General features: G+C 61.3%; 15 protein-coding genes. 14 read left to right on the forward strand and 1 reads right to left on the reverse strand.

All coding sequences use genetic code 11. The annotated features are described in order from the left end of the window. The first annotated feature begins 35 nt into the window (after nucleotides 1-35). The 11 genes from AC07YV_RS14270 to AC07YV_RS14320 all read left to right on the forward strand — a co-directional run bounded on the left by AC07YV_RS14270 (nucleotide 36) and on the right by AC07YV_RS14320 (nucleotide 14,609). Complete coding sequence (locus AC07YV_RS14270) at nucleotides 36-1,868, forward strand: DUF1302 domain-containing protein (protein ID WP_102700366.1); 1,833 nt, start codon at nucleotides 36-38, stop codon at nucleotides 1,866-1,868. Between the two features lie 26 nt (nucleotides 1,869-1,894). After that, nucleotides 1,895-3,262, forward strand: a complete 1,368-nt coding sequence (locus tag AC07YV_RS14275) for a DUF1329 domain-containing protein (protein WP_102700367.1) — start codon at nucleotides 1,895-1,897, stop codon at nucleotides 3,260-3,262. A gap of 136 nt (nucleotides 3,263-3,398) precedes the next feature. Then, nucleotides 3,399-5,648, forward strand: a complete 2,250-nt coding sequence (locus AC07YV_RS14280; RefSeq protein ID WP_102700368.1) for a LuxR C-terminal-related transcriptional regulator — start codon at nucleotides 3,399-3,401, stop codon at nucleotides 5,646-5,648. A gap of 130 nt (nucleotides 5,649-5,778) precedes the next feature. Then, nucleotides 5,779-7,131 (forward strand): coniferyl aldehyde dehydrogenase, encoded by a 1,353-nt coding sequence (locus AC07YV_RS14285; protein WP_102700369.1) that lies wholly within the window; start codon nucleotides 5,779-5,781, stop codon nucleotides 7,129-7,131. Between the two features lie 28 nt (nucleotides 7,132-7,159). Continuing rightward, on the forward strand, nucleotides 7,160-8,242 hold the full coding sequence (locus AC07YV_RS14290; protein ID WP_102700370.1) for a Zn-dependent alcohol dehydrogenase: 1,083 nt from the start codon (nucleotides 7,160-7,162) through the stop codon (nucleotides 8,240-8,242). A gap of 132 nt (nucleotides 8,243-8,374) precedes the next feature. Continuing rightward, nucleotides 8,375-9,568, forward strand: coding sequence for an acyl-CoA dehydrogenase family protein (locus AC07YV_RS14295; RefSeq protein WP_102700371.1), 1,194 nt, complete (start codon nucleotides 8,375-8,377; stop codon nucleotides 9,566-9,568). Nucleotides 9,569-9,580: 12 nt separating this feature from the next. Further along, nucleotides 9,581-10,723 carry an acyl-CoA dehydrogenase family protein gene (locus tag AC07YV_RS14300; protein ID WP_102700372.1) on the forward strand — a complete coding sequence of 381 codons (1,143 nt, stop codon included), beginning with the start codon at nucleotides 9,581-9,583 and terminating at the stop codon, nucleotides 10,721-10,723. Nucleotides 10,724-11,049: 326 nt separating this feature from the next. Beyond that, complete coding sequence (locus AC07YV_RS14305; RefSeq protein WP_102700373.1) at nucleotides 11,050-11,799, forward strand: electron transfer flavoprotein subunit beta/FixA family protein; 750 nt, start codon at nucleotides 11,050-11,052, stop codon at nucleotides 11,797-11,799. Between the two features lie 16 nt (nucleotides 11,800-11,815). Further along, complete coding sequence (locus AC07YV_RS14310; protein ID WP_102700374.1) at nucleotides 11,816-12,757, forward strand: electron transfer flavoprotein subunit alpha/FixB family protein; 942 nt, start codon at nucleotides 11,816-11,818, stop codon at nucleotides 12,755-12,757. Between the two features lie 167 nt (nucleotides 12,758-12,924). After that, nucleotides 12,925-13,932, forward strand: coding sequence for an MBL fold metallo-hydrolase (locus tag AC07YV_RS14315; RefSeq protein ID WP_102700375.1), 1,008 nt, complete (start codon nucleotides 12,925-12,927; stop codon nucleotides 13,930-13,932). Further along, the gene (locus AC07YV_RS14320; protein ID WP_102700376.1) at nucleotides 13,929-14,609 is read left to right on the forward strand and encodes a nitroreductase; all 681 of its coding nucleotides are present in this window, start codon (nucleotides 13,929-13,931) and stop codon (nucleotides 14,607-14,609) included. Before AC07YV_RS14315 ends, AC07YV_RS14320 begins: the two co-directional genes overlap by 4 nt. 116 nt (nucleotides 14,610-14,725) lie before the next feature. Here the strand turns inward: AC07YV_RS14320 and AC07YV_RS14325 are convergent, their stop codons facing one another. Beyond that, nucleotides 14,726-17,395 (reverse strand): winged helix-turn-helix domain-containing protein, encoded by a 2,670-nt coding sequence (locus AC07YV_RS14325; protein ID WP_102700378.1) that lies wholly within the window; start codon nucleotides 17,393-17,395, stop codon nucleotides 14,726-14,728. Nucleotides 17,396-17,868: 473 nt separating this feature from the next. On the opposite strand from AC07YV_RS14325, the gene AC07YV_RS14330 reads away from it, so the two are divergent. From AC07YV_RS14330 to AC07YV_RS14340, 3 genes are all read left to right on the forward strand, one after another. Beyond that, nucleotides 17,869-18,984 (forward strand): CaiB/BaiF CoA transferase family protein, encoded by a 1,116-nt coding sequence (locus tag AC07YV_RS14330; protein WP_102700379.1) that lies wholly within the window; start codon nucleotides 17,869-17,871, stop codon nucleotides 18,982-18,984. Nucleotides 18,985-19,050: 66 nt separating this feature from the next. After that, the gene (locus AC07YV_RS14335) at nucleotides 19,051-20,217 is read left to right on the forward strand and encodes an acyl-CoA dehydrogenase family protein (RefSeq protein WP_102700380.1); all 1,167 of its coding nucleotides are present in this window, start codon (nucleotides 19,051-19,053) and stop codon (nucleotides 20,215-20,217) included. 9 nt (nucleotides 20,218-20,226) lie between these two features. Beyond that, a complete protein-coding gene (locus AC07YV_RS14340) occupies nucleotides 20,227-20,700 on the forward strand; it encodes an FAS1-like dehydratase domain-containing protein (protein WP_102700381.1) in 474 nt (157 codons plus the stop codon). The last annotated feature ends 483 nt before the right edge of the window (nucleotides 20,701-21,183 follow it).

A 21,183-nucleotide genomic window follows, 5' to 3' on the forward strand; every position in this document is an offset into this window, starting at 1 on the left:
CTCCCCAACACTAAATCCTTAACCGGAGAAACCGCATGACAACAAAAACAATGCGCGGAGTCTTCCAGCCGAGTCTGCTGGCCGTCGCTGTAATGGTTGCCACTTGCGCGAGCAATCAGGCTCACGCTGTTGATTTCAACATCGGGGAAATTCAGGGCAATTTCGATTCGTCGCTGTCGATAGGGGCGAGCTGGTCGACGGCTGATCCAGACAAGCAATTCATCTCCAACTTCAACTCACAGGGCGTTACCGGTGGTCAGTCCGCGTCCCGGACCACCGACGACAACCGCTTGAATTTCAAGAAGGGTGAAACCTTCTCGAAGATCTTCAAGGGCGTGCATGACCTGGAGCTGAAGTACGGTGACAGCGGCGCCTTCGTGCGCGGTAAATACTGGTACGACTTCGAGCTGATGGACGAGAGCCGCCCGTTCTATGACATCGACGACTCGGGGCGTGATCGCGCGGCCAAGTCCTCCGGCGCGATGTTTCTCGACAGCTTCGTCTACCACAACTACACGATTGGCGATCAGGTCGGCAACGTGCGCCTGGGTAAGCAAGTGGTGAGCTGGGGCGAGAGTACGTTCATCGGCAACTCGATCAACAGCATCAACCCGATCGACGTCGCCGCCTTGCGTCGTCCCGGTGCGGAAGTGAAGGAAGGCTTGATTCCGGTCAACCTGCTCTACGTGTCCCAGGGCCTGGCCGATAACATCACCGCCGAAGCGTTTTACCAGCTGCAATGGGACAAGTCGGTGGTGGACAACTGCGGCACGTTCTTTGGCAATGACGGCGTACCGCAAGGCTGTGACGACCGCCTGGTGATCGCCGGCCTCGACCTGCCACCGGGGGTGGCGAAGAACACCGGTGGTCTGGCGGCCATTGCCGCAGGCACCGATGATGCCTTTATCCCGCGCCTCAACGACAACGATGCACGCGACAGCGGCCAGTATGGCCTGGCCCTGCGCTGGTACGTGCCGGAAGCGAACGACACCGAGTTCGGCGCCTATGCGATGAACTATCACAGCCGCAACCCGTACCTGAGCATCAACCAGATGAGCAACCCGGCCGGGGGCGTGGCTTCGGCGCGCAGTGTCCGCTACTTCGTCGATTATCCGGAAGACATTCGCCTGTATGGCTTGAGCTTCCAGACCAACGTCGCGGGCGTTTCGCTGGGAGGGGAACTCAGCTACCGGCCGAACATGCCGCTGCAACTGAACACCGCCGACCTGTTGTCTGCGGCGACCTTCGGCGCCACATCACCCCTGATCACCACCGGTTTCGCCGGACGCACCCTGGGTGGCGAGGTCAATGGCTACAAGCGCATGCCCGTGACCCAGGCGCAGGTGACCGCGACGCAGTTCTTCGATCAGGTGTTCGGTGCCAGTCGCCTGACCCTGGTGGGCGAGGTGGGTTACAACAAGATCAACGGCCTGGGCAAGGCGGACGGTACGGACCTGCGCTTCGGTCGCAGCCCGGCCTTCGGTTCCGGTGAACTGCCGGGCGTCGCAGGCGCGGCCACCTGTCGCGGCACCGCCGCCGGCACTGCAACGGCCAGCAACCCGGCGCAGGAATGCAACAACGATGGCTTCTACACCAGCAGCAGCTGGGGCTATCGCCTGCGCGGCAAGCTCGATTACCCGAACGTGATCGCCGGTATCAACCTGTCGCCGAACATCGCCTGGTCCCACGACGTCCAGGGTTACGGCCCGAACTTCGATGAAGGTTCCAAGGCGGTCAGCCTCGGTGTCGATGCCGACTACCTGAACACCTACACCGCCAGCCTGAGTTACACCAACTACTTTGGTGGCGATTTCAATACCAACGTCGACCGCGACTACGCCGCGCTGAGCTTCGGCGTGAATTTCTGATGCAACCCTGCCAGAGGAAACTGAACATGAACGCACGTTTAATTCTGCGCGCCGGCGCACTGAGTCTGTCGTTGCTGGCCACTGGGGTCATGGCCGCTGTCACCCCGCAGGAAGCGGCTCAGCTGGGCACCACCCTGACGCCGTTGGGAGCACAGAAAGAGGGCAATGCCAATGGCAGCATTCCTGCCTGGACCGGTGGTTTGAAACCCGGCGCGGCGCCGCTCGACAATGGATTTCTTGGCGATCCGTTTGCCAGTGAAAAACCGCAATTCGTGATCACGGCAGCCAACGTCGAGCAGTACAAGGACAAGTTGACCCCGGGCCAGCTGGCGATGTTCAAGCGTTATCCGGACAGCTACAGGATCCCGGTGTACAAGACCCAACGCACGGCGGCGTCGCCACAGGACATCTATGACCTCGCCAAAAAGAGTGCGGTGACCACCGAACTGACCCCCGATGGCAACGGCCTGGTGAACTTCACCCAGACCCGCTATTACCCGTTCCCGATTCCAAAGAGCGGTGTGGAGGTGTACTGGAACCACACCAACCGCTATCGCGGCGGCAACATGGAACGTATCGCGGCCCAGGCGGCACCGCAAACCAACGGTTCCTATTCCATCGTCGAGTACGAAGACAAACTGGCCTTTCCGCAGTTGATGGAAGGCGTCGATGCCGCGCAGGCCGATAACGTTTTGTACTACTACAAACAGGAAATCACCGCGCCGTCGCGCATGGCCGGCAGCGTGGTGCTGATCCACGAGACCATCGACCAGGTCAAGGAGCCGCGCCTGGCATGGGTCTACAACGCCGGGCAGCGCCGTGTGCGCCGTGCACCGCAAGTGGCGTATGACGGCCCGGGCAACGGTTCCGACGGCATGCGCACCGCCGACAACACGGACATGATGAACGGCGCGCCGGATCGTTATGACTGGAAACTGGTGGGCAAACAGGAACTGTACATCCCGTACAACAACTACAAGTTGCAGTCGCCGAAGGTCAAGTACGACGACATCATCAAGCCGGGGCACATCAATCAGGACCTGACCCGTTACGAGTTGCACCGCGTGTGGCACGTGCAGGCCACGCTCAAGCCCGGTCAACGCCACGTTTATGCCAAGCGCGATATGTACTTCGACGAGGACACCTGGCAACTGGCCGAGGTCGATCACTACGACGGCCGCGGCCAGCTGTGGCGAGTGGCGGAGGGTTATGCGGTCAATGATTACGAGCGCGGTGCGTCGAACTTCTCCATGCTCGGCATCTACGACCTGATCGCCGGTCGCTACAACGTCCTGGCAATGACCAACCAGTCCAGGCATGCAACGACGTACGGCATGACCGCGAAGATGACCGACTTCACCCCGGCTGCGCTGCGCAACGACGGCATTCGCTGACCCTTTGTCCCGCTTCAGACAACGCCCTGTTCGCAGGGCGTTGTGCGTTGTACTGCGCCTACCACCTGATGCGGGTGGCGCGTTATCCGGCGTCGGGCTCAATGATGGTGCTTACTCCCCATCAGCGAGGTCCGCCATGTTTGTGCCACGGCCGCATCTGATCGATGCACTTGAGGGCAAGCCGTGCCGCTTGCAACTGCTTTGTGCGCCTGCCGGGTATGGAAAAACGTCCTTGGTGCAGCAGTACTTGCAAGGCATTGCGCCGCCGGGGGCGGTGGTCTGGATGGCTTTGGGCGGACAGCGGCAGACGCTGGAGCGCTTTATTGCGAAGTTGGCGGGGGCGCTTGGGTTGCCGGTGGATACTGCGCCGGATGGGGTATTGGCGTTTCTTGATTCCAGTAATCCGGCGACTGACCTATCGCTTTCGCGAGCAAGCCCGCTCCCACAGGGCAACGCGGTCAACTGTGGGAGCGGGCTTGCCCGCGAAGAGGCCCGTGCAGCCAACGACTTCCTGTCGGCAGAACACAGGAACGAATCCCCCCCGATCCGCCTGGTGTTCGACGATCTTCCCGTCGAGATGCCCGTAGACCTGAACCACTGGTTCGACCGACTCCTGTCCCTCAACAACCGGCAACTGCAGGTGCTGGTCACCTGCCGCCAGCGTCCGGACTGGAACCTGCCGCGTCTGATGCTGACCGGCCAGTTGCTGGAGTTCGGTGCCCGGCAACTGGCCCTGCGCCCCGATGAGTTCGAATCGCTGATTGACGCCCTGGCGCCACACACCGATGCGCTGGCCAGGGGAAAGCTCTGGCATGAGACCGGCGGGTGGTGCGCCGGTGTTCGTCTGTCGCTTTCGCTGGACCACGCCCAGCCATCGCCATTGCTCGGCCAATACCTGGAGCGTGAACTATTGTCGCGCTTGAGTGACGAGCAGCGTGAAGTGATGGGCGGGCTGGCACATTTGTCCCGCGTCAGTGCGGATTTCTGCGAACAATTATGGGAAGGCCGGCAAGCGGCCCGGGTGTTCAACAGCCTGTTGGAATGCCAGGCCTTTGTGTTCCCGCTCGAGCAACAACCCGGCTGGTTCCGCCTGCTACCCGCGGTGGCGCAAGCCCTGCAAAGCCACTTGAGCGGTGCGCCGTTGAACCGACTGCGCCTGCGGGCCTGTCAGCTGCTCAGCGTGCTCGGGCATGTCGACGACGCCGTGGAGCAGGCACTGTGTGCCGATCAACCTGAAGTGGCCGCCAATTACATGGAGCGTCTGTGGCTGAGCTGGATCCTCAGTGGACGGCACTTGAACAAACTGATGGACTGGCGCGAGCGCATCGAGCCGCAGTTGCTGCACAGCAGCCCGCGTCTGATCTATCTGTGCGCCAAGGCTTTGCTGTTCAGTGGGCGGCTGGATGAAGCCGCCGAGTGCCTGGCGCGTCTGGGGCATTTTTTACCGTTGGCCGACCCGGTACGCAATCAACGCCTGCTGGCGAACTGGCAGGCGTTGTTTGGCACCTTGCAGGCCTTGCGCGGACATACCGGGCCGGCACGCCTGCATTGCCGTGCAGCCCTTGATTATCTGGCGGGCGAGGACTGGTTGTCGGTGCTGTTGTGCCATTGCATCCTGGCGCGCGTTGCCATGGATACCGGCGATCTTGAACAAGCGCAAACCTTGCTCGATCAGTCGCTGGAGCTGGCCCGGCGCCAGGGCAGTCATGAATCGGAAGTGCTGGTCAATGCCGACCGGGTCCGCCTGATGATGCTCAGGGGACAAACGGGCTTTGCCCAGGCACTGTTGCGCACTGAGCTGGACCGGTTGGCCCCGGTCCCGTCGCAGCCCTATCCGTTGCTCGGTCGGCTGCTGTTCCTGCGCGGCGAATTGCTGCTGCAACAAGGCCATTGCAGCGAAGCCGAAGTGGTGATCCAGGCGGGGTTGCTACAGGTCCGCGATTGCTGCGCACCCTTTGTACTCAATGCCTATCTGCTGCTCGCGGAGATTGCCTCGCGCAACCACGACCCGGAACAGGCTCATCTGCTGCTGCATGAGGCCGAGCGGCGCATGCAGTGGGGCAAGATCGACAGCGCCTTGTATCAGGCACCGATTGCCCGGCAGAAAAACCGCATTCTGGCCCGTGAACAGCCAGCGGAAACTGGCCAGGCGTCGGTCACTCGTCTCTCTAGTGGTGTGCCGGATTACCAGGATGACCTGACCCCCCGCGAGGTGTCGGTGCTCAAGTTGCTGGCCGAGGGCATGTCGGTACGCGAAGTGGGCAGCCGCTTGTTCATCTCGGAAAACACCGTAAAAACCCACGCCAAGAACATCAACGTCAAGCTCGGCGCCTGCCGTCGCACCCAGGCCATCAACAGCGCCAAGGCCTTGGGCATCCTCGCCTGAATCCATCGCCGTCACGCCACCCACCTGATCCGGGTGGCGGCGCGGCGCCCGCGATGATCAACCATGCAGCCAGACCCTGTGCATTGCCGCCCGGCCGTGGCCGCGGCCTGACAAAACAAGAGAGGTAGAGATGAGCGCCATCGAGAGTTCGACGAGCTGTGACATCCGCACGATCCTGGAAAAACAACGCGCAGCCTTCCTGGACCGCGAACCCTATACCCTTGAAGAGCGCTGTGAATTGCTCGACCGGGCCATCGGTTTGCTGGTCAATCACGAACAGGACATCATCGAGGCCCTGACCGCCGATTTCGGTCATCGCAGCCCGGGTTTCTCCAAGGGCAGTGAAGTGCTGTCGCCACTGGCGACACTGCAGCAGACCAAAGCCGAACTGGCCGAATGGATGCACCCGGAACAGCGTCAGGCCCGCACCGGCGAAGCCTGGGTGCAATACCAGCCGCTAGGTGTCGTGGGCATCGTCACGGCCTGGAACGTCCCTGGCTACATGGTGTTCAGCGGGCTGGCCGGCGCATTGGCGGCGGGCAACCGGGTGATGATCAAACCGTCGGAATTCACCCCGCATACGTCGGCGCTGATCGCGCGGCTGATCCGTTCGGTCTACGCCGAAGACGAAGTGGCGGTGGTCCTGGGCGGTGCCGACGTCGGGCAGGCGTTCTGCGGCCAGCCGTTCGACCATTTGCTGTTCACCGGTGCCACCAGCATCGGCAAGCATGTGCTACGGGCAGCGGCGGAGAACCTGGTGCCGGTGACCCTGGAGCTGGGCGGCAAGTCGCCAACGATCATCTCGCGTTCGGCAAACTTCAACGAGGCGGTGGCCAAGGTCGTGATCGGCAAACTGCTCAATGCCGGTCAGTTGTGCGTGGCTCCGGACTACGTGTTTGTCCCGCAGGAGTCGGTAGAGGCTTTCATCGCCGTGGCCAAAGCCGTGGTGTCGAAGTTCTTCCCGACGCTCAAGGACAACCCCGACTACACCTCCATCATCAACACCCGTCATTTCGAGCGTTTGCAGGGTTACCTGAGCGAGGCCCGCGCCGCCGGTGTCGAGCTGATCGAACTGAATGCCGGCGCTGAAGATTTCAGCCAGTCGCCGCTGAACAAGATCGTACCGACGCTGCTGCGCAATCCCGGCGACGATCTGCAGGTGATGCAGGACGAAATCTTCGGTCCGCTGCTGCCGATCAAACCCTACGAAACCCTCAGCGAAGTCATCGCCCAGATCAATGCGCGGCCGCGTCCGCTGGCCTTGTACTACTTCGGCAACGATGCCGCCGAAGAAGCCCTGGTGCTCAGCCGTACCTGCTCCGGCGGCGTGACCCTCAACGGCGTGATGAGCCATGCCAGCACCGAAGGCCTGCCATTCGGCGGCGTCGGCCAGAGCGGCATGGGGGCCTATCACGGCATCGACGGTTTCCGCACCTTCAGCCATGCCAAAGCCGTTTTGCGTACAGCGGCCACCCTGGCCTGAACCCCACATCATTGTCGAGAGAACTGCCATGAAAGCTGCCGTATTCCATCAGGTTGGAGCCCCGCTGGTCATTGAAGAGGTGGGCATCAGCAAACCGGGCCCGCGTGAAGTGTTGATCCGCACCAAGGCCGTGGGGGTGTGCCACTCGGACCTGCACGTCATCGACGGCTCGTTTCCGTATCCCGGCCCGATGGTGCTGGGTCATGAAGCTGCCGGTGTGGTCGAACAGGTCGGATCCGAAGTGCGTTCGGTCAAGCCGGGCGATCATGTGGTCACCTGCCTGACGGTGTTCTGCGGCCATTGCGAGCACTGCGTGACCGGCCATTTGGCGCGTTGCGTGTCGCCGGAAACCAAACGTGACCAGGACGAAGAGCCGCGCCTGACCTACGTACACAAACCAATGCCGCAATTTGTCAACCTGTCCGGGTTCGCCGAGCAGATGCTGGTGCACGAAAACGCCTGTGTGGCGATCCGTCGCGACATGCCGCTGGACCGCGCCGCATTGCTCGGTTGCGCGGTGACCACCGGCACCGGCGCGGTGTTCAACACTGCCAAGGTGCGGCCGGGCGAGACCGTGGCCGTGATCGGTTGCGGTGGCATCGGCCTGGCGGCCATCAACGGCGCAGCACTGGCCGGGGCAGGGCGGATCATCGCCATCGACATGCTCGACTCGAAACTGGAACTGGCCAAACAATTCGGTGCCACTGACCTGATCAACGGCCGGGACGGCGATGCCGCCAAGCAAGTGATGGAACTGACCCGTGGCGGTGTGCACCACGCCTTCGAATGCATCGGCCTCAAGCAGACCGCCGAGCAAGCCTTTGCCATGTTGGCGCGCGGCGGTACCGCCACCGTGATCGGCATGCTCAAGCCCGGCCTGAAAATCGAGCTGGACCCGCTGCAACTGCTGCACGAACGCCGTATCCAGGGTTCGTTGATGGGTTCCAACCGCTTCCCGGTCGACATGCCGCGCCTGGTCGACTTCTACATGACCGGCAAGCTCAAGCTCGATGAAATGATTTCCCAGCGCATCCGTCTGGACCAGATCAACGAGGCGTTCGACGAACTGCGTCGCGGTGAACTGGCGCGTTCGGTGATTGTTTTCGAATAACCCTGTGGGAGCGAGCCTGCTCGCGAAAGCGGTATGTCAGCCAACATCTTCGTTGGAATTAAAACCGTATTCGCGAGCAGGCTCGCTCCCACAATGTTTGTGGGCATGCCCCAATGCTTTGGGAGTGGATGGATGGACATTGAATTCTCGGTGCACGAACAAGCCTTTCGCCAGGATGTTCGGGCCTTCCTGCACGACAATTTGCCGGGCGAACTGTCCGAGCGGATTGCCCTGGGCAAGCGCCTGAGCAAAGCGCATCAGGTGCAATGGATGCGCACACTCAACCGGCAAGGCTGGCTCGCACCGGGCTGGCCGGTCGAGTTCGGCGGTACCGGTTGGAGCGATGTGCAAAAGCACATCTTTGACGAGGAATGCTTTGCGGCCGGGGCGCCGAAAGTATCTTCCTTCGGTTTGAAAATGGTTGCCCCGGTGATCATCAAGTTCGGCACCGCCGAGCAGAAAGCACACTTCCTGCCGCGGATTCTTTCCTGTGAAGACTGGTGGTGCCAGGGTTACTCCGAACCGGGTGCCGGTTCTGACCTGTCGTCCTTGAAAACCCGTGCGGTGCGCGAGGGCGATGACTATGTGGTCAACGGCCAGAAAACCTGGACCACGCTGGCGCATTTCGCCGACTGGATGTTCTGCCTGGTGCGCACCGACCCCGAGGCGCGTCAGCAACGGGGCATTTCGTTCCTGCTGATCGACATGAAAACCCCCGGCATCACCGTGCGGCCGATCATCACCCTCGACGGCGAGCATGAAGTCAACGAAGTGTTCTTCGACAACGTGCGGGTGCCTGTGGCGAATCGGGTCGGGCAGGAGAACGAGGGCTGGACCTGCGCCAAGTACCTGCTGACCCACGAGCGCACCAGCATCGGCGGGATTGCGCAGAACAAGGCATTGCTCACCCGGCTCAAGCGCATTGCCAGCCAGGAAGTCCGCGATGGTCGGCCATTGATCGACGACCCGTTGTTCCGCACGCAGATCGCTGAAGTCGAGATGCAGTTGATGGCGGCCGAAATGAGCAACCTGCGAACCCTGGCGGCGACACAAAACGGCGAAGTACCCGGTGCCGAAAGCTCGTTCCTGAAGATCAAGGGTACCGAGATCCGGCAGGCGATCACCTACCTGATCAGCAAGGCCGTGGGGCCGTACGCATTGCCGTTCATTGAAGATGAACTGGGTTACGGCAGCGAACCCTTGCTGTACACCGACTACAGCAGCGCGGCCACCTACCAGTACCTGGATGCGCGCAAGGCCTCGATTTATGGCGGCGCCAACGAAATCCAGAAGAACATCATCGCGAAAATGATCCTCGAACTGTAAGGCGCCCCGATCATGGATTTCAAACTGACAGAAGAACAACTGATGCTGCAGGAAACCGCCGCGCGCCTGGTGCGTGACGTGTATGGTTTCGAGCGGCGCGAGCAATATCGCCAGAGCAGACACGGCTTCAGCGACCCGCTCATGCAGCAACTGGGCGACCTCGGCCTCTGCGCCGTGCCCTTTGCCGAAGCCTATGGCGGCTATGGCGGCAGCGGTGTGGAGAACATGCTGATCATGACCGAGCTGGGCCGCGGCCTGTGCCTGGAGCCTTTCCTGCATTCGGTGATTTTCGCCGGTGGCCTGGTCGACCAGTTGGGCACCACCGCCCAGAAAGACACGCTGTTGCCGCAGGTCGGCAGCGCCAGCCTGCAACTGGCCGTGGCCCTCGATGAGCCGCAGAGTCACTACCAGTTGCACGACGTTCAGACGACCGCCGAGGCGGTCAGCGGCGGCTGGAAGCTCAATGGCCGCAAGTCGGTGATCATCGGCGGTCAGAGCGCCGGGCTGATTCTTGTCTCGGCGCGCACCAGCCACGGGGGTCGGGACGAGAAGGGCATCACGCTGTTTCTGGTCGACCCGCAAGACAGCGGCGTCGGTCGACGCGACTTCGCCACCCAGGATGGGCGGATGGCCTGCGAGCTGTACCTGGACGACGTGTTCGTCAAAAGCAGTGCGGTACTCGGCGCAGTGGGGCAGGCCTTGCCGGCGCTGCGTTATCAGCAGGGCCGTTGCATCGCCGCGCAATGCGCCGAGGCCGTCGGCAGCATGGAAGCGGCGTGCGCGTTGACCCTCGACTACCTGAAAACCCGCCAGCAGTTCGGTCAGCCCATCGGCAAGTTCCAGGTGCTGCAACACCGTATGGTGGACATGCGCATCGAGCTGGACCAGGCCACGTCCATGACACTGCTCGCTGCCTGCGTGGCCGACCAGGCGGACAGTGACGAACGCAGCCGTATCCTCGCCGCCGCCAAGTTCATCGTCAGTCGCGCCAGCCGCTTTGTCGCCGACCAGGGTATCCAGTTGCACGGCGGTATCGGCCTGACCTGGGAGTACATGCTGTCGCACCACGCCAGGCATTTGCTGATGGTGGCGCGTCAGTTTGGCGATGACGATCACCATTTGCAGGCGTTTGCGAAGTTGATGCAGGTGGCGTGATTCGCTGTGCTCGCGAAGAGTCCGGCACACCAGGTTCAAGAGACCTGATATCGGCCTTTATCGGTGGTTTGGTCGTCGACGGATTCCCATGCTCTGGATGCCGCAGACCCGCTCTTTCGATAGAACCCACCTGCCTTGGGGGGCTATCAGGGTCTACATAAGATGAAAAAATGGGTCTACAGAACAATAGGAGCCACACTGATGAGCCCCATCGAACACCCAAGTACGGCAGTTCCACACGTCGTTCTGACAAAACATGCCGGTGCAGCCTCCTGCGGCCAGAAACCTGCCGCGCAGTGCCGCCGTGAGATCGGGAGCACTGACCAATGAAAGTCCTCGTAGCCGTCAAGCGCGTGGTCGACTTCAACGTCAAGGTTCGCGTCAGCGCGGACAATTCCGGCGTCGACCTGGCCAACGTCAAGATGTCGATGAACCCGTTCTGCGAGATCGCCGTGGAAGAAGCCGTACGCCTGAAAGAAAAAGGTATTGCGACTGAAATCATCGTCGTCTCCGTCGGCCCGTCCACCGCTCAAGAGCAACTGCGCACCGCGCTGGCCCTGGGTGCCGACCGCGCCATCCTCGTAGAAATCGCCGAAGACCTGACTTCCCTGGCCGTAGCCAAGCTGTTGAAGGCCGTTGTCGACAAGGAACAGCCCCGGCTGGTGATCCTTGGCAAACAAGCCATCGACAGCGACAACAACCAGACCGGCCAGATGCTCGCTGCATTGAGCGGCTACGGTCAGGGCACGTTCGCTTCGAAAGTCGAAATCAGCGGCGACAGCGTGGCCGTGACTCGCGAAATCGACGGCGGCGCGCAGACAGTTTCCCTGAAACTGCCGGCCATCGTCACCACCGACCTGCGTTTGAACGAGCCGCGCTACGCGTCTCTGCCAAACATCATGAAAGCCAAGAAGAAGCCTCTCGAAGTGCTGACTGCGGACGCTTTGGGCGTTTCCACCGCCTCCACCAACACAACCTTGAAAGTCGAAGCGCCCGTCGCACGCAGCGCGGGTATCAAGGTCAAGTCGGTGGCTGAACTGGTCGAGAAACTGAAAAACGAAGCGAAGGTGCTTTGAGTTAAGGAGCCGAATCATGACTATCTTGGTAATCGCCGAACACGACAACAAAGTGCTGGCCCCGGCCACGCTGAACACCGTAGCTGCCGCCGCAAAGATAGGCAGTGACATCCACGTGCTGGTTGCGGGTCTTGGCGTTGACGCCGTGGCTGAAGCCGCTGCCAGAATCGCTGGCGTGGCGAAAGTGCTGGTGGCCGACAACGCCACTTTTGCTCATCAACTGCCGGAAAATGTCGCGCCGTTGGTAGCACGATTGGTGATAGAGCAGACCACGATCTACAGCCACGTCCTGGCGCCTGCCACGTCCAACGGCAAGAACACCCTGCCACGGGTCGCGGCGTTGCTGGACGTCGACCAGATCTCCGAGATCATTTCGGTAGAAAGCACCGATACGTTCAAGCGTCCGATCTACGCCGGTAACGCCATCGCTACCGTGCAATCGAACGCTGCAGTGAAAGTGATCACCGTGCGTGCCACCGGTTTCGATCCGGTTGCCGCTGTTGGTGGTTCGGCGACGGTCGAAGTCATCGCCGACGGGTTCGACGCAGGAACCTCCTCCTTCGTCAGCGAGCAACTGGCGAAATCCGATCGTCCGGAACTGACCGCTGCCAAGATCGTCGTTTCAGGTGGTCGTGGCATGCAGAACGGCGACAACTTCAAATACCTGTACGCCCTGGCCGACAAGCTGGGCGCCGGGGTAGGGGCTTCACGCGCCGCGGTCGATGCCGGCTTTGTGCCCAACGACATGCAGGTCGGCCAAACCGGCAAGATCGTGGCTCCACAGCTGTACATCGCGGTCGGTATCTCCGGCGCGATCCAGCACCTGGCCGGCATGAAAGACTCCAAAGTGATCGTTGCGATCAACAAGGACGAAGAAGCGCCGATCTTCCAGGTGGCCGATTACGGTCTGGTAGCGGACCTGTTCGAGGCCGTACCTCAATTGCAGGCTGCTCTGTAAATCACCGTTCACACCGATAACCGGGGCCGGGAGTGGCGGGTGCTGTTACTGGTCATTCCCGCCCGACCATTGACTGAGGGCGCGAAACCTTGAACAAAGGAACCCTTCCACGCCCGCCATCACGGATACCACTGGTGTACCCCTGCGGCGAGCCCCCGGCACCCGGCATGGCCAAGGAGATTGTCCCGGGCGTGTTGTGGCTGCGCATGCCGTTGCCACTCTCGCTGTCGCACATCAACCTGTGGGCGGTACGCGATGCACAGGGCTGGGCGATTTTTGACACCGGCATGCACACCCAGGCGACCCTGCAAGCCTGGCGCAGGCTGATCGGCACCGATGCTCCACTGGGGGGCGCAGGACTCAGTCGAGTCCTGGTCACTCACATGCACCCGGATCACGTCGGCACGGCGGGTTGGCTGACCCGTGAATACGGATGTGATCTGTGGATGACGCTCGGTGAATACATGACCTGCCAGGTACTGGTCGCCGAAGAAGGGCGCGAGGCGCCCATCGAACATGTGAACTTCTACCACCGCGCCGGTTGGGACGCTGCTGCGCTGGAGGATTACCGTCGTCGCTATGGCCGCTATGGAAGAATCATTCATCCGCTGCCGCAACAGTACTGCCGTCTGCGCGACGGCCAGACGCTGCGCATTGGCGAGCATCAATGGCAGGTGATCACCGGCTCCGGCCATTCACCTGAACACGCCTGTTTCTACTGCCCGGACTTGAGGCTGTTGATTTCCGGCGATCAGGTCTTGCCGCGCATCTCCTCGAACGTCTCTGTACAGGCCACCGAGCCCCGTGCCGATCCGCTGGAGGACTGGCTGCAGTCTCTGGAAAAGATCCGCCAGCAGGTCCCCGATGATGTGCTGGTGCTGCCTGCCCACGACGATCCCTTCCAGCGTTTGCATGCCCGACTCGATCACCTTGACCGCAGTCACCGTCGTGCTCTGGATCGACTGGAGGTTTTGCTCGCTGAAGCACCCAGGCGAGTCGTCGATGTGTTTCCCGTGCTGTTTGCGCGCAAGATCGATGACGACCTCCTGTCGCTGGCCACTGGTGAGGCATTGGCCAATCTGAACTGGCTGATCGAACGGGGAAGGGTCGTGGTGAAGGAGGATTCAATGGGCGTGGCCTGGTATCAGCTTGCATCAATGGAGACAGGATCATGAACCCGACCGCGATTGAGACGCTTGAGCGGTTGTTGCAGCGCCGTCGCAGCTGCCGTGCATTTCTTCCACAACCTGTCGATCACGCACTGATCATGCGCCTGTTCGCCCTGGCGCAGCGTTCTGCGTCATGGTGCAACACCCAGCCATGGCAGGTCATCGTGACCCGGGGTGCCGCCACCGAGCGCTTCCGCGCCGCTTACGTCAACGAACTGCAGGCGGGCGCGCCGGCACCGGACTTGCCTTTCCCCGATCAATACCAGGGCGTGTATCAGCAGCGTCGACGTGAATGCGCACGACAACTGTATGAAAGCATCGGCATCGCGCCGGGTGACCGGGTTGCCAGCCAGCAACAGACCTTGCGCAACTTTTCACTGTTTGACGCACCCCATGTCGCGATCATTACCAGTGATCGCGCCCTGGGTACTTATGGCGCAGTGGATTGCGGCGGCTACGTGGCCAACTTGCTGCTGGCCGCCGAGGCACTTGGCCTCGGGATCATTGCGCAGGCCGCGCTGGCCAGTCACTCGGCGTTCGTGCGGCGACATTTCGGCATCGACGAGGATCGGCTTGTGGTGTGCGGTGTTTCCTTTGGCTATGCCGACCCCGATTCACCTGCCAATGGCTTCTACACGACACGAGCACCCGCGCAGGAGACGCTGCGCTGGCATGACAGCTGACATCCCCGTAGGAGCGAGCCTGCTCGCGATGGTCGTCAACGATGACGCGGGCTGTCTGAATGGGCGCGTTGTCCTGACGTTCTTCGCGAGCAGGCTCGCTCCTACGGGGGGCGGGTTCAGGCAATCAACCCGCGTGTCCGGGCATTGGCCAGCGCCTCGGTCCGCCCGCTGACTTCGAGCTTGGCGTAGAGTTTTTGCAGGTGCGACTTGACCGTCAGTTCCGACAGGAAGATTTTCTCGGCGATGGTTTTGTTGCGGTGCCCCACGGCCAGCAGCTGCAGGACCTGAAACTCCCGATCCGTCAGCAGTTGGCGGGCCGGGGAGACACGAGACACGTCGTACTGGCTGACCAGCGACTCGATGAAGCCGGGTTCGATGCCCACCGCTTTGGCGGCCTGAGGGCTTTTCGACCAGCGAATCAGCAACTGCATCAGCGACTCACCCTCGTCCTCCAGTGTGCGCCGCAATCCCTCATGACTGGCCGCTCGCAACGCCAACTGCAGGGTGTCGAATGCCTGTTGTTGGTCGCCCATTCCGTCCAGGGCCAATGCCAACAGCAGGGTCAGCTTCAGTTCACGGCGATGGTGCTGATATCGACGGGCATCGTCGATGGCCTGGCGCAGGCACCGGGCTGCCAGTGCATATTCGCCCCGGGCAATGCGCAGCCGTTGGCGGGCGATACTGGGCGTGTCGACGTCGCTGGCGAATTTCACCAGGTCAGGGCGGTCCCACTCGCTCATTTGTTCTGCCGAGTGCAGCGCCTGCTCCGCCATGTCCAACCGGTTTTCCACGATGGCCACGCGTGAGCGCTCCAGCCATACCGAGCAGCCAATCCGTTCTGAGGTGGCCTCCCGACCCAGTTGCTCCAGATCCACCAGGCAGCGCTGCCAGGTTGAGCGATCACCGCGCAGGTAAGCGATTCGCGCTGACAGGACATGGCTGGCGATCAGAATATCCGGCGAGCTGAAATACCGGGTGAAGGGCAGGGCATTGGTCAGCAACTGCGAGGACTCATCCAGCTGGCCAGCTTCGTAATGCAGCACCGCGAACATGACGTCCAGCGCTACCCGAGTGTCCTGGGATTGTCCTGGGTATTCTTTCCTTGGCGCGTCACGCATGGCCTGGAAGCGGCTGAGGGCGCTGCCTGGGCGAGCCTGGATCATATCCTGGATGCCGGCAACGAAGTTGAGGGTGTACCCCAAAAAAGAGGGGTTGAGGCGCTTGTCCCGCTGCAACATCGCTGAAAGCAGCGCCTGTACTTGTTCATGACACCCGCTGGAAAGCAGGTTCATGGCGACACAGTGGACGAGTGCGCCGTGCAGGTGAACGTCGCCTGGGGGGATTTGGCTCAGCACTTGCCGGCCCACCGCACAGCACTCATCGACCTGATCGCTGATGCTCAACTGCAGGCAGTGAATGACTTGAGGAACGTAGCCAAAAGCCGGGCCGGCCAATCGCTCCAGTCTTTCTGCGACTTGTCTGGCTTCTTGCAGGCGATTGCTGAGCGCGAGCAGCCACGCATAGGCCTGGTTGAGATGCGGGTAACGGTCACGAACAGATTCAGGCGCGCGATCCAGCCATCGTAACAGCAATAAAACGCGGCCACTGTCGATCAAACTGTCGAGGTGAGTGGCTAACTGAGTAATGGCCTCCTCGACAAGATCTGCGCTGAACAAGTGTTCGATGGCACGGATGGGCTGATCGGCCTCAAGAAACCATTGCGCCGCGATTGCATGCAGTTGCCTGACCTTGCCTGGGTGCAGGCGGTCCAGGGCATCGCGCAAAAAACTGGCAAAAAGCGAGTGGTAGCGATACCACTGCTGTTGGCTGTCGACCGATTGCAAAAACAGGTTGGTACGTTCCAGTTGCTCGATCATTGCCTGGCTGTCATTGCGTCCGGTCAGCGCATTGCACAGGGAAGCGCAAAGCTGCCCGGTGATGCTCGTATGCATCAGGAAGTCGCGGCACTCCTCGGACTGCCTGGCGAGAATGTCTTCGGTGAGGTATTCGGCCAGCTCCAGGTTCGATCCGGAGAAGGACGCGATAAACGCTTCATGGTCATCGCGCCCCTGCAAGGACAGACTGGCCAGGTAGAGACCGGTAATCCAGCCTTCGGTACAACGGTGGAGCATGCTGATTTCCTTGTCCCGCAAGGCAATCTTGCGTTTTTCACGCAGAAATCGGGTGGACTCCTCCAGAGAAAAACGCAGGTCGCCAGGCTTGATGTCCAGCATATGTCCGCGTGCGCGAATACGGCCCAGGCCAAGGCCGGGTGTCGACCGCGAGGTGATGGCCAGCGCACAGTTGGCCGGTAGAACGTCAATCAGGTGCTGGACACAGTCGAGCACCTCGACGTCATGGATCACTTCGAATTCGTCGAGACAGATAATCAAGGGTATCTCGCAGGATGAAACCATCCCCGACAAGTCCTGGCTCTGTTGATTGGCAACACCACGCGGCTCCAGCAAAGGCTTGAGGCCATTGGTCAGCAACGAGGTGAAACGTTGCAGATCATTGTCAGCGCTTTCCAGGTTCAGCCACAGCACGCGCTTGCCCGCTGTGAGACAGCGCTGGCGGTACTGTTGCAGCAACGTTGTTTTACCGAAGCCGGCGGCGGCGCGAATCAGGATCAGTTTGGCGGACTTGGCGTTATCCATCTGTTCGAGCAGTCCGCTGCGCAACAAATGGCTCTCGGACTCATGGGCACTGGTGTACTTGGGTGACAGGGCGTGAGCATCAACAGCGTAACTGGCCAAAGGCGCGCTGATCGTCTTGCTGGCAGGCATTGGAATGTCCTCCACTTTGATCAATGACGCTGCTCGTCGAGCAGCAGCCCCGGCACCGGGGCGAGACCCTGGCGCAAGGGCAACACGGGAAATCGGTCAGGCGGCGCGTCGGTTGGCCGTCTTGACCATCTCCTTTGCCGGAGATATCGCGCTTTGCGCCGCGGCCAGCCAGGAAGTGGACGCTGATCCGACCTGCAGGAACCCGCGTGGAAGTGAGGCGTTGTTCATGGGTGTCTCTCTTTTGTTGGTTTTATCGAGCGATACGACTTTCGACGATAACGGTGCGCGCTCGTCTCAACGCCCCCCTGCACTGGGTGGGGGTGGTTGTACTCGAAATGGTTTAGAGCGCCCCCCGGTGCGGGGAGGCGAGAAGGGGAGGATTCCTTTGTTAGCGTGAAATGACCCGATGCCGCGCAGCCTTGCGCCAACGGGTCATCAGGCAGCAGATCGCCGTGTCACGACGAGGAATCACCATGCTCAGCGGTATCAGAATTGTAGAAATATGCGGCATTGGCCCCGGCCCGTTTTGCGCGATGCACATGGCCGACCTTGGGGCGGACGTGATCGCCGTCGAGCGCGAAGCCTCGACCTCGATTACCGGTCAGGCCAACGCGGCGGCCAACCCGTTCAATCGAGGCAAGCGCTCGGTAGTGGCCGACCTGAAAACCCCGGAAGGTCGAGAGACCGTACTGAAATTGCTGGAGAGCGCCGATGCGCTGATCGAAGGCATGCGTCCGGGGGTCATGGAGCGGCTGGGCCTGGGACCGGATGTCTGCCTGGCTCGCAACCCGCGACTGGTCTATGGGCGCATGACCGGCTGGGGCCAGGAAGGGCCAATGGCTCAGGCCGCTGGCCATGACAACAATTACATTGCGCTGTCCGGTGCGCTCTACCACAGCGGCACCGACGGTGAAGCACCGTCTTCGCCCATCACGCTGATCGGTGACATCGGTGGCGGCGCACTGTATCTGGCTGTTGGCCTGCTCTCGGGCATTCTCAACGCCCGCAACACGGGCAAGGGTACCGTAGTCGACGCATCGATCGTCGATGGCTCGGCGCACATGATGCAGTTGATGATGGCCCTCACTGGCAGGGGATTGCTCAAGGAGCAACGCGGCAAGAGCGTGCACGACGGTTCGCACTTCTACGGCACTTACCGCTGTGCCGACGACCATTACATCGCCCTGGGCTCGATGGAGCCACAGTTCTACGCGCTGCTGCTGGAAAAGCTCGGCCTGCAGGACGAACCGCGTTTTGCCAGGCAATGGGACATGGCGCAATGGGCAACCCTGCGCAACGACTTTGCTGACATCTTCGCCAGCCGCCCCCGTCAATACTGGTGTGATCTGCTAGAAGGCACCGACGTTTGCTTCGCCCCGGTGCTGAGCCCTCGTGAAGCCTCCACCCATCCGCACAACGTAGCCCGCGGCATCTATTTCGAACGTGACGGCCTGTTGCAGGTTTCGCCTGCACCACGCTTCGACGGCCAGCGCGTGACGCCCGGCAAAGTCCCGACCCGCGGTGCGGACACTGAACAGGTGATGGCCGCCCTGCGCGATGGCGATCCCGAGGCCGCCTGGAAAGCCTGAGACTGCCCTGACTTTGCGGCTGCGACCCGCTCTCGGGGTTCCTTCTATCGAGTGAGTAAATCCAGCATGACCATGGACCTGTCCCCGGAACACCGTGAAATTCGTAATGCCATCCTCAAGATCTGCGAGCGTTTCGATGCGGATTATTGGCTGGAAAAGGACCGCACCGGCGGTTTCCCTACTGACTTTCATCAGGCGCTGGCCAAGGATGGCTGGCTGGGCATCTGCATCCCCGAGGCCTACGGCGGCTCTGGATTGGGTATCGCCGAAGCCACCGTGATGATGCAGGCCATTGCCGAATCCGGCGCGGGCATGAGCGGTGCATCGGCGGTTCACATGAACATCTTCGGCCTGAACCCGGTGGTGGTGTTCGGCAGCGAAGAACAGAAACAACGCATGCTGCCGCCGCTGATCGCCGGCAAGGACCGGTGCTGTTTCGCAGTGACTGAACCGAACACCGGTTTGAACACGACGCAATTGAAGACTCGCGCTGTCCGCGAGGGTGACCATTACGTACTGCATGGCGTGAAAACCTTTATTTCCACCGCCAGCATCGCCGAAAAGATGCTGATCCTGGCACGCACCACGCCGCTCGATCAGGTCAAGCACAAAACCGAAGGCCTGAGCCTGTTCTACACCGACTTCGACCGTCGTTTCATCGAAGTCCATGAAATCGAAAAAATGGGCCGCAAGGCCATCGACACCAACCAGGTATTCATCGACGGTTTGCGCGTCCCGGTGCAGGACCGCATCGGTGAAGAAGGCCAGGGCTTTCGCTACATCCTGCACGGGATGAATGCCGAGCGCATTCTGGTCGCCGGCGAGGCCATCGGCCTGGGCCGTGTCGCACTGTCACGCGCCACTCAATACGCGCTGGAACGGGAAGTCTTCGATCGCCCCATCGGCAAGAACCAGGCGATCCAGCACCCATTGGCCGAGCGCTGGATGGAACTGGAAGCTGCGAACCTGATGGCCTTTCATGCCGCCGGCAAATTCGACCGGGGCGAGGCGTGCGGGGTCGAGGCGGGCGCGGCGAAATACCTGGCGGCCGAGGCTGGCTACAAGGCCTGCGAGACAGCGGTCATGACCCATGGTGGATACGGTTACGCCAAGGAGTATCACGTGGAGCGTTATCTGCGCGAGTCGCTGATCCCGCGCATCGCGCCCATCAGCCGGGAAATGATCCTGTGCTTTATCGCCGAAAAAGTCCTCGGCATGCCCAAGTCATATTGAGGGTCCAACATGCCCGACAATAATACGGTCTCGATCGAGGTCGGTATCTATTGTGACGACCTGCCGCTGGGGACGCGCTTCCACAGTCGCAAACGCACGGTGACAGAGACCGACCTGGTCAACTTCGCCAACCTGACCTGGCTCACCGAAGAACTGTTCACCAACGCCGATCCCGCCGATCGCGCGCGAATGGGCATTACCGGCCGTGTGGTACCCGGAGGGCTGGTGTACACCTTCGCCGAGGGGCTGGTCGCGCCTTCGTTCCAGGCCAGTGGCATGGCTTTCCTGAATGCCGAACTGGACATGCAAGGCCCGACCTTTGTCGGCGACACGCTGCATGTCGAATGTGAAGTGATCGAGCACCGCATCACTTCAAGGCCCGACCGTGGCCTGGTACGCACGCGCAATGCGGTGATCAACCAGCGTGGCGAGACGGTCCTGACCTACACCCCGCTGCGGATGATGCGCGTGCGTGCGCACTGAGTGATACTCCACCCGACGCCGTAGTCCTCCTGTGTGGAGGATTGCGGCGCTCACTTCAAGCATGCCCACCAGACTGAACCCCGCGTCATGCTGATGCCATCGACGGCGGCAACATCGGCCGATCAAACATCGCCCCCCCGGGCAGAAATCATCCCCGGCCCCCTCAACAATACAGCCCCTGCTTGCAGGTTTTGCTGCAGCTCGGCCAAGGCCAGTTCCACTGTCGACATCGAGCGGTTCTCCTGTTGTTTTTGTCGCTAAGCCAGGCAGCCGGGTGAACGCCCGCCTGCCAGCGTGCAGGCCTGGTTCCGGCGCTACTCCCTTGAATCCTTCCTTTGAGCGCCTTGCGTTTGCTCCGTCAGTTCCTACTTTCGGCGGTCGCTGCCCAAGGTCCGCGTCCCTAGGATGAGACTCCACAACGCTTGCCCGTAGCGGGCCGGCGAAGCTGAAATCGCCGTGAACCGGCAAGCCCGGCACGGTCAA

It is taken from the genome of Pseudomonas sp. GW456-E7 (assembly GCF_059424105.1).